General features: G+C 45.4%; 6 protein-coding genes, 2 tRNA genes and 1 pseudogene. 1 reads left to right on the top strand and 8 read right to left on the bottom strand.

From position 1 onward, the window contains the following. Window positions 1-64: 64 nt before the first annotated feature. From argS to ACI31H_RS06295, 3 genes are all read right to left on the bottom strand, one after another. Window positions 65-1,753, bottom strand: a complete 1,689-nt coding sequence (argS, locus tag ACI31H_RS06305; protein WP_439771140.1) for an arginine--tRNA ligase — start codon at window positions 1,751-1,753, stop codon at window positions 65-67. A gap of 287 nt (window positions 1,754-2,040) precedes the next feature. Next, window positions 2,041-2,111, bottom strand: a tRNA-Gly gene (locus ACI31H_RS06300). A 41-nt stretch (window positions 2,112-2,152) separates the two neighbouring features. Continuing rightward, window positions 2,153-2,464, bottom strand: a complete 312-nt coding sequence (locus ACI31H_RS06295; protein WP_439771139.1) for a hypothetical protein — start codon at window positions 2,462-2,464, stop codon at window positions 2,153-2,155. Window positions 2,465-2,600: 136 nt separating this feature from the next. Here ACI31H_RS06295 and ACI31H_RS06290 point away from each other — a divergent pair, with 136 nt between their 5' ends. Further along, window positions 2,601-2,936, top strand: a complete 336-nt coding sequence (locus tag ACI31H_RS06290; RefSeq protein ID WP_439771138.1) for a hypothetical protein — start codon at window positions 2,601-2,603, stop codon at window positions 2,934-2,936. 299 nt (window positions 2,937-3,235) lie between these two features. Here the strand turns inward: ACI31H_RS06290 and ACI31H_RS06285 are convergent, their stop codons facing one another. From ACI31H_RS06285 to ACI31H_RS06265, 5 genes and pseudogenes are all read right to left on the bottom strand, one after another. After that, window positions 3,236-3,625 (bottom strand): winged helix-turn-helix transcriptional regulator, encoded by a 390-nt coding sequence (locus ACI31H_RS06285; RefSeq protein ID WP_439771137.1) that lies wholly within the window; start codon window positions 3,623-3,625, stop codon window positions 3,236-3,238. A 77-nt stretch (window positions 3,626-3,702) separates the two neighbouring features. Beyond that, a pseudogene (locus tag ACI31H_RS06280) lies at window positions 3,703-4,955 on the bottom strand (NADH-dependent oxidoreductase). A 139-nt stretch (window positions 4,956-5,094) separates the two neighbouring features. Beyond that, window positions 5,095-5,979, bottom strand: a complete 885-nt coding sequence (locus ACI31H_RS06275) for a glycosyltransferase family 2 protein (RefSeq protein ID WP_439771136.1) — start codon at window positions 5,977-5,979, stop codon at window positions 5,095-5,097. An 83-nt stretch (window positions 5,980-6,062) separates the two neighbouring features. Further along, window positions 6,063-6,146: transfer RNA gene (locus ACI31H_RS06270), tRNA-Leu, on the bottom strand. Between the two features lie 90 nt (window positions 6,147-6,236). Next, window positions 6,237-6,533: a hypothetical protein gene (locus ACI31H_RS06265; RefSeq protein ID WP_439771135.1), complete on the bottom strand. Its 297-nt coding sequence runs from the start codon at window positions 6,531-6,533 to the stop codon at window positions 6,237-6,239. Window positions 6,534-6,650 lie beyond the last annotated feature (117 nt).

Raw genomic sequence — 6,650 nt, 5'->3', positions numbered from 1 at the left:
CTAAATACTACTTCGCGTTCCCAGAAGCTCGGTCATTTATGGCCGAGTAGTTCACATTCTAACTTTACATCTCGTCCGGCGCCTTAATATCCAACATTGCCAAGGCGTCTTTGAGGATATGGCTAACTGCCTGTACCAGTGCTAACCGGGCTGGTTGTTCTGGATCATCATGTAAAATCCGGTTATGAGCGTAGTACTGGTTAAACTTCTTAGAAAGTTCAAGCGCGTACTTAGCAATTACGGATGGGTCATAGTTAACCGCTGCCCGCTCAACCGCGTTACGATACTGGCTGAGGAAGCTCAAAATATCCCAAGCAGATTCACCCAGAGTTGTCAGGTCAACATTACTGAAATCACGAATGCCACCCTTACGGAGGATACTCTCGGCCCGTGCCCGCGCGTATTGGACGTAAGGACCCGTCTCCCCTTCAAACTTAACCACATCTTCTAGCTTGAAGTTAACGGCATTCCGCCGATCATTCTTCAGGTCATGGAAGATAACGGCACCGACACCAACTTGCTTAGCAACCTCATCGGCATTCTTCAGGTCAGGGTTCTTTTCGGCAATCTGTTGACGTGCTAACTTGATCGAGTCGTTTAAGACGTCTTCCAAGTTTACCACGTTCCCCTTCCGCGTGGACATCTTCTTACCATTTAAATTCATCAAACCAAAGGAGATGTGTTCCAGTTGGTTCCACCAGGTGAAGCCCATTTCTTTAAGAACCGCCTTCAATTGTTTGTAGTAGTTCTCCTGTTCGGCCCCCACTACGTATAGTGACTTAGCATGACCGTACATCCGCTTCCGGAAGAGGGCCGTAGCCAGGTCCCGGGTAATGTAAGTAGTCGTACCATTACTCTTAATAATCAATGGTGGCGTCAGCTTGTAAGCATCGAGGTCCACGATTTGTGCTCCCCGGCTTGGCTTCAGCAAGTGCTTATCCTTCAAGAGTTGGATTGGGTCATCCATCTTTTGGGCACTGAAGGCTTCCCCGTGGAAGGAGTCGAAGTGGACGTCCAGCATATCATAAACCTTTTGGAATCGCTCGATTGAAATTTCACGGAACCAGTGCCATAAGCGCCAAGCTTCCTTATCACCGTGTTCCAGCTTAGCAAACCAGGCCCGACCAAGTTCAGTGTATTCGGGGTGCTCGTCGGCCTCCGTGTTAATCCGGACGTAGTACTTTAATAAAGTGTTGATTGGATCCTTCTTAACTTCTTCTTCACTTCCCCACATTTCATAGGCTGCCATCAGCTTACCGAACTGGGTTCCCCAGTCACCGAGGTAGTCAACCCGAATGAGGCGGTAGTTTTCCTTTTCCAGGATCCGGGCAACCGCTTCACCAATCATCGTGGAACGAAGGTGGCCCATCCCCATTGGCTTAGCGATGTTCGGGGAGGAGTAGTCAATCACAACGTTGGCACCGTGACCAAGGTCCTTTTGACCGTAGCCTGCTGGATCAGCCAAAATTGCCTTAACAATTTCTGCACCCACTTGGGCCTTGTCCAAGAAGAAGTTGATGTAAGGACCAGCAACCACTACCTTATCAAAACCGGTCTGGTCAATTTTTGCCAACAGGTCACTAGCGATCAGTTTTGGTGCCTTATGCATGGTCTTAGCCAAGAAGAAAGTTGGGAATGCATAGTCCCCATTATTAGCATCCTTGGGCCGTTCAATTTTATCAATAATCTCTTCCAATGATAGGTCAGGCAGTGCCGACGCAATCGCCGTTGCTACTTGTTGCTTTTCATCCATTGTTAATCCTCCTTAATAAAAAAAGTCCCTAGTATTACATTGCATACTAGAGACGAGATTTCCCGCGGTACCACTCTAATTGAATTGGATTCCACTCATTATTACCTATTCAAATCTACCACCAGACACGCTTTCACCGGTCTCAGTCCCCGACTTACACCAACTCGGGGTCGCTTAAACTTCCACCTTGCTACTACTTCTGGTAGTTATACAGTCACATATTATAGCAAATTCAGTGGCAAATACAAGAAATAAAAAACGCTGGACCATCGTCCAACGCTATCTAAAGCGGGTAACGAGAATCGAACTCGCGACGCAACCTTGGGAAGGTTGAGTTTTACCACTAAACTATACCCGCATCACTAACTTAATAATTAACACTAAGTTAGTATATAACAATTATACCTTTTTGTCAGCCTTTTTTGTTACTTTTTTCGTCTTTTTGGCAGTTTTTTTGCTGCCCTTCTTTTCGTCAGCCTCGTCATCGTCTTTTTCTTCGCGGGGTACTGCCTTGATCATCTTCGCTTCACTTTGGCGAATAACTGCCCGACCGTTGAGTTCGTTGACACCACTCTTGTCAGCAGGATCAAAGTCATTGATTGAAACCATTATGGAATTATTGTAAACTTTTTCAACCACACCCTGGAAGTCGTGATCCATTGGCCCAAACTTTTTGCAACCAACAACATCACCAATCTCAAAATCAGCCATAGTTTTCACCTCGCTAATATTTCCAATAGGATAACAGAAAACACTTTACTCTTTTTCACTATTATTTTCAAGTAAAAGGTCCGTTGGTCACTTTCGCGCTTTATGGTAAAATCGTAGCAGAAAGGACTTACTAACTATGTTGAAATTAACTGCTGAGGCGATGGTGATTATCCTACTCCTCGCCAATTTCTTCGGTAACCGCTGCAAAAAGGAAAAACACGTTTCGGATTGGCTGGTGGTCGCCCGAATTACCTACTTTGTTTTACTAGCGCTTTCGGTTGTCAAGCTGATCCTTAATTTCCCAGTGGTCCTGATATTAAACATCCTGTGGCTGCTTTACTTAATCGCCGTCTACATCCTACTTGAAAATACCTTCCGCCTAAAAAGAGAGACCTTTGGTAACCCGCTCCGTGCGGCCGGCGTCACCATCGCACTGGTGATTGCTCTAGTTATCATCATTGTCTTCTTCTAGTGGAAACTAATGGGTCGTCGCGCGTATATATGAGGTCCAGAGTTCGGCTTTTGCCGGGCTTTGGGCCTCATTTATGTACCACGCTTATATCCTTGTACATAAAAGGGACCCGTTTTACCACCAAAATCATATTAAAGAAGGCTATGCAAATGCCCCCACATTATTTTACCTAGCTGTCCGCGGAATTAAGGACCCCAATATCAAAATTCACACATCAATACCAGTTAACAGATCCCAAACTAATAGCGGGAGTGTGACTACAAAGTCGTAAGGGACTTCAGTCGCACTCCCGCTATTTACTATTTATGATTAGGCCTGCTGATCCCCTTCATTTCATCAGAGCCATACATGAAACTCACCGAATCGTCTTGAATCTGCTCGGCAAATTCCGTCATTTGAATCAGTAACTTCTTTAAGCGTACGCCACGATCCGTCAGGGAATAAACAACCTTGGGTGGCATAACGCCATAGTCAGTTCTACGCACAACCCGATCGGCGATTAGCTGGTGTAGTTGCTCACTCAGCACCTTTTCGGCCGGTGTAATTCCATATAACTTTTCCAGGTAGTGTCGTAATTCGCCAAAACGCTTTGCCCCTAATCCTAGCGAGCAAATAATGGACGGTTTCCACTTACCGTCTACGATACTAATAATGTAGTTACATCCTAAGAAGTACTTTCGTTGTTCCATTTCATCCACAGCTCATTTCGTATTGTCTTGGTATCTACCAGTTATTATACAATACTCCCCACCGTGGACTTAATTAATTACTTTACCTCATCGTTTTGTGGATACTTCATTTCACTCCAGCCACCGAAGCCCTGGTGCAGTGACCGAATGTTTTCGGCACCCGGAATTGGGATTCCCGCTTTGGGACCAGAGTAGGTATCGATTAGTCCTTGTGTCATGTGGTTCTTCTTAACCTGGTCAACCGTTAATTCACTAACGACTTGGTCCTCTTTACCATTTAAGACTTTTTCGGCAAAGAGCGGGTCGATAATGTTCTGCCGGCCAACGGCAACCAGGTCGGCCATCGAAAGCGCATCTTCCGCCTTCGCCTTGCTGGTAATGCCACCAACGATAACTTCCTTTGCCCCGTTTAGATACGGGTGGAACAGCGTTGCTAATGGCTGTTGTGAATCCTGATACTCACTGTCGGCCTTATCAATATCACCAAGCATGGCATCCCCAGGCTTAGCATTATACTGTGGCATTGATAGGTGGATGTAGTCCAGGTCGTAATTTTTAGTGATTTCATCAATTAACTTGGTTGCCTCATGCCAGGTGTAACCAACGTTTTTACCATGAATCTCTTCGGGTGAAATGCGGTAGCCAACGATAAAGTCCTTCGGTGCTTCCTTTTTGACGACCTCCATGACCGACTTCACAACCGCTAACGGGAAGTTCATCCGCTTCTCGACTGAGCCGCCCCAGTGGTCCGTCCGCCGGTTAGAGTAGGCCGAAACAAATTGTTGAATTAGGTAGTGGTTGGCACCATGAATTTCTACGCCGTCAAAGCCAGCCTTAATCGCCCGTTCGGTTGCCTTGCCAAAGTCCGCAATAATCGCTTGAATCTGTTCATCGGACAGGGTGTGCACCTTGTAGGGCAGGAATGGGAAGTCCAGGCCATCTTCTATGCCAGTCGGTGCATAGACCTTCTTACCATTCATTGCCCGGAAGTTAGCTTCACGACCAGTATGGGCAATTTGCATAATGGCCTTGTTACCAGCATGCTTCATAGCCTGGGCAACCTTTTTGAGCTGGGGGATAAACTTATCATCATAAACTGCTAGCTGTTCCCGGCCGCGCTTCCAGGTCATTGCCGGCCCCCGTTTTCCGTAACATACATATATTCGGTAATGATCATTCCGCCAGACTTAGCGTGAGCATTGTAGTAGCTAATCGTGTCCGCAGTTGCATAACCATCTTCACCACTGTTAGTTAGCATCGGTGGTTGAACAAAGCGGTTGGCAACCGTCGCACCGTGCCGAAAAGTCAATGAATCATTCAAATTAGCCATCGTAAGTTACCCCTTTCGTTTGCTTATCACCTTTACTATAGATTAGTAAGTAAGATCTAACAAGTAGACACTTTTAGGTAAGTAACTTACTTCCCGGTAATTAGCCACCAAAAAAGGACGCCCACTTAGCGTCCCTCTTTTATATGCCAAATTCATTCAAATGTACTAGCTTAAATTTTAAATCGTTACAAGTAGAAGCATCGCCAATTTGTTGGGCAGCATCAAGGGCCTGGTGGAGTTTAATCGAATATACCCTCTTAAGGTCATCAATGTTAAAGCCGATTACGCTCAGGAACGCGATTTGTTCCTCCCATGCCTGGGCCGCACTTATCTTTTCTAAGCTGGCCTTGAGTTTTGGCTGCTGTGGTGCCCGGTAGCAGTAAAGGGTACTCTGGACACTATAGTCACGGTACGAGACATAGTCGGCGGTCAGGTACGCTTTCCACATCGTTTTGACGTCTTCGGAGTAGGAACGGTTATTAGGAAAACGGACATACTTAAAGCAGGCCTTTTTAAAAAGTTTGGCCCAGGGGGTTACACATTGATCGCCAATGTTTAGATAGAAACTACCAGCGTTTTCCAGCCATTCCTTCCGCGAATAATTACCGATGTATTGGTGACGATTAGGGCCATATACATTCAATTTTTCATGGTCGGTATCAAAAATACCATAATCACAGATCGCCACGTCGACCTTATCCAGGCAAATTTGCTGGTGTAAGTTGCTAATGTAATTGGGCCAAATGTAGTCATCTTGGTCCACGAAGGCAATACACGAACCCTGCGCAGCTTCAATCCCGACGTTGCGGGCAGTGCTCCTTCCCTGATTGCTTTGGTTAATTAGCTTAATCCTGGGATCACGTTCAGAATATTCCTGGCAGATTTTTAACGAGTTGTCAGTTGAACCATCATTAACGATGATGATATCCAGGTTGGTATACTCTTGGTTAACAATGCTATCAAGACATTCTTTCAAATGCTCCTCCCCATTGTATACCGGTACGATTATACTAATCTTTTCCATGTTTATTCCCCCAGGTAAGATAGACTAACCAGTACGAGTATAAAACAAAAAAGCTCGGTAGAACATCTACCGAGCTCAACTTATGCCCCAAACAGGATTCGAACCTGTACATGGAAACCCATACAACGACCTGAACGTTGCGCGTCTGCCAATTCCGCCACTGGGGCATCGCTATTTTGTTGATGTCTATCAGACAACAATAATTATTATACTGATTTTCAACAAAATTACAAGAGGAAAAACAAATTTATTTAAAATTATTTTGCTTCCTTCTGCGGCTTAATGAATTGAATCATTGTCCCGTACCCTGTCAGCACTAAGAACTTAGGAGCTACCTGGACATTGGCAACGTTAGTATTAAAACGCACGTTGACCACCCCGTCAGCTCCCTTGGCAGCTGCCCGTTCTTTCAGCTTTTCCTCCACTGCACTAAACAGCTGATCCAGTGACTCAAAGGAATCAATTGCCTCGCTCGGTAGCATTAAATGACTAGTCGCATTCACTATTCCCAGAATACGGTGTGCCTGGGGATACGCCTCCGTTGATAAAAACATCTTCCCACTTCCTTTGTTTATCATTATATATCAAAAGGGTCCGGTCAACTGACCGAACCCTTTTCGGTTCTACAATTTTAAGTACTGATGGATTTAACATCAGTACTTATTTTGGTT

It is taken from the genome of Limosilactobacillus sp., assembly GCF_051873035.1.
In the GTDB taxonomy this organism is placed as follows: domain Bacteria; phylum Bacillota; class Bacilli; order Lactobacillales; family Lactobacillaceae; genus Limosilactobacillus.
This window is presented reverse-complemented; position numbering and strand designations above follow the sequence as displayed.

What these genes read in the sequence shown, in the direction of transcription:
- argS (WP_439771140.1), bottom strand. Translation starts at nt 1,753, where the DNA reads ATGGATGAAAAGCAACAAGTAGCAACGGCGATTGCGTCGGCACTGCCT.
- ACI31H_RS06295 (WP_439771139.1), bottom strand. Translation starts at nt 2,464, where the DNA reads ATGGCTGATTTTGAGATTGGTGATGTTGTTGGTTGCAAAAAGTTTGGG.
- ACI31H_RS06290 (WP_439771138.1), top strand. Translation starts at nt 2,601, where the DNA reads ATGTTGAAATTAACTGCTGAGGCGATGGTGATTATCCTACTCCTCGCC.
- ACI31H_RS06285 (WP_439771137.1), bottom strand. Translation starts at nt 3,625, where the DNA reads ATGGAACAACGAAAGTACTTCTTAGGATGTAACTACATTATTAGTATC.
- ACI31H_RS06275 (WP_439771136.1), bottom strand. Translation starts at nt 5,979, where the DNA reads ATGGAAAAGATTAGTATAATCGTACCGGTATACAATGGGGAGGAGCAT.
- ACI31H_RS06265 (WP_439771135.1), bottom strand. Translation starts at nt 6,533, where the DNA reads ATGTTTTTATCAACGGAGGCGTATCCCCAGGCACACCGTATTCTGGGA.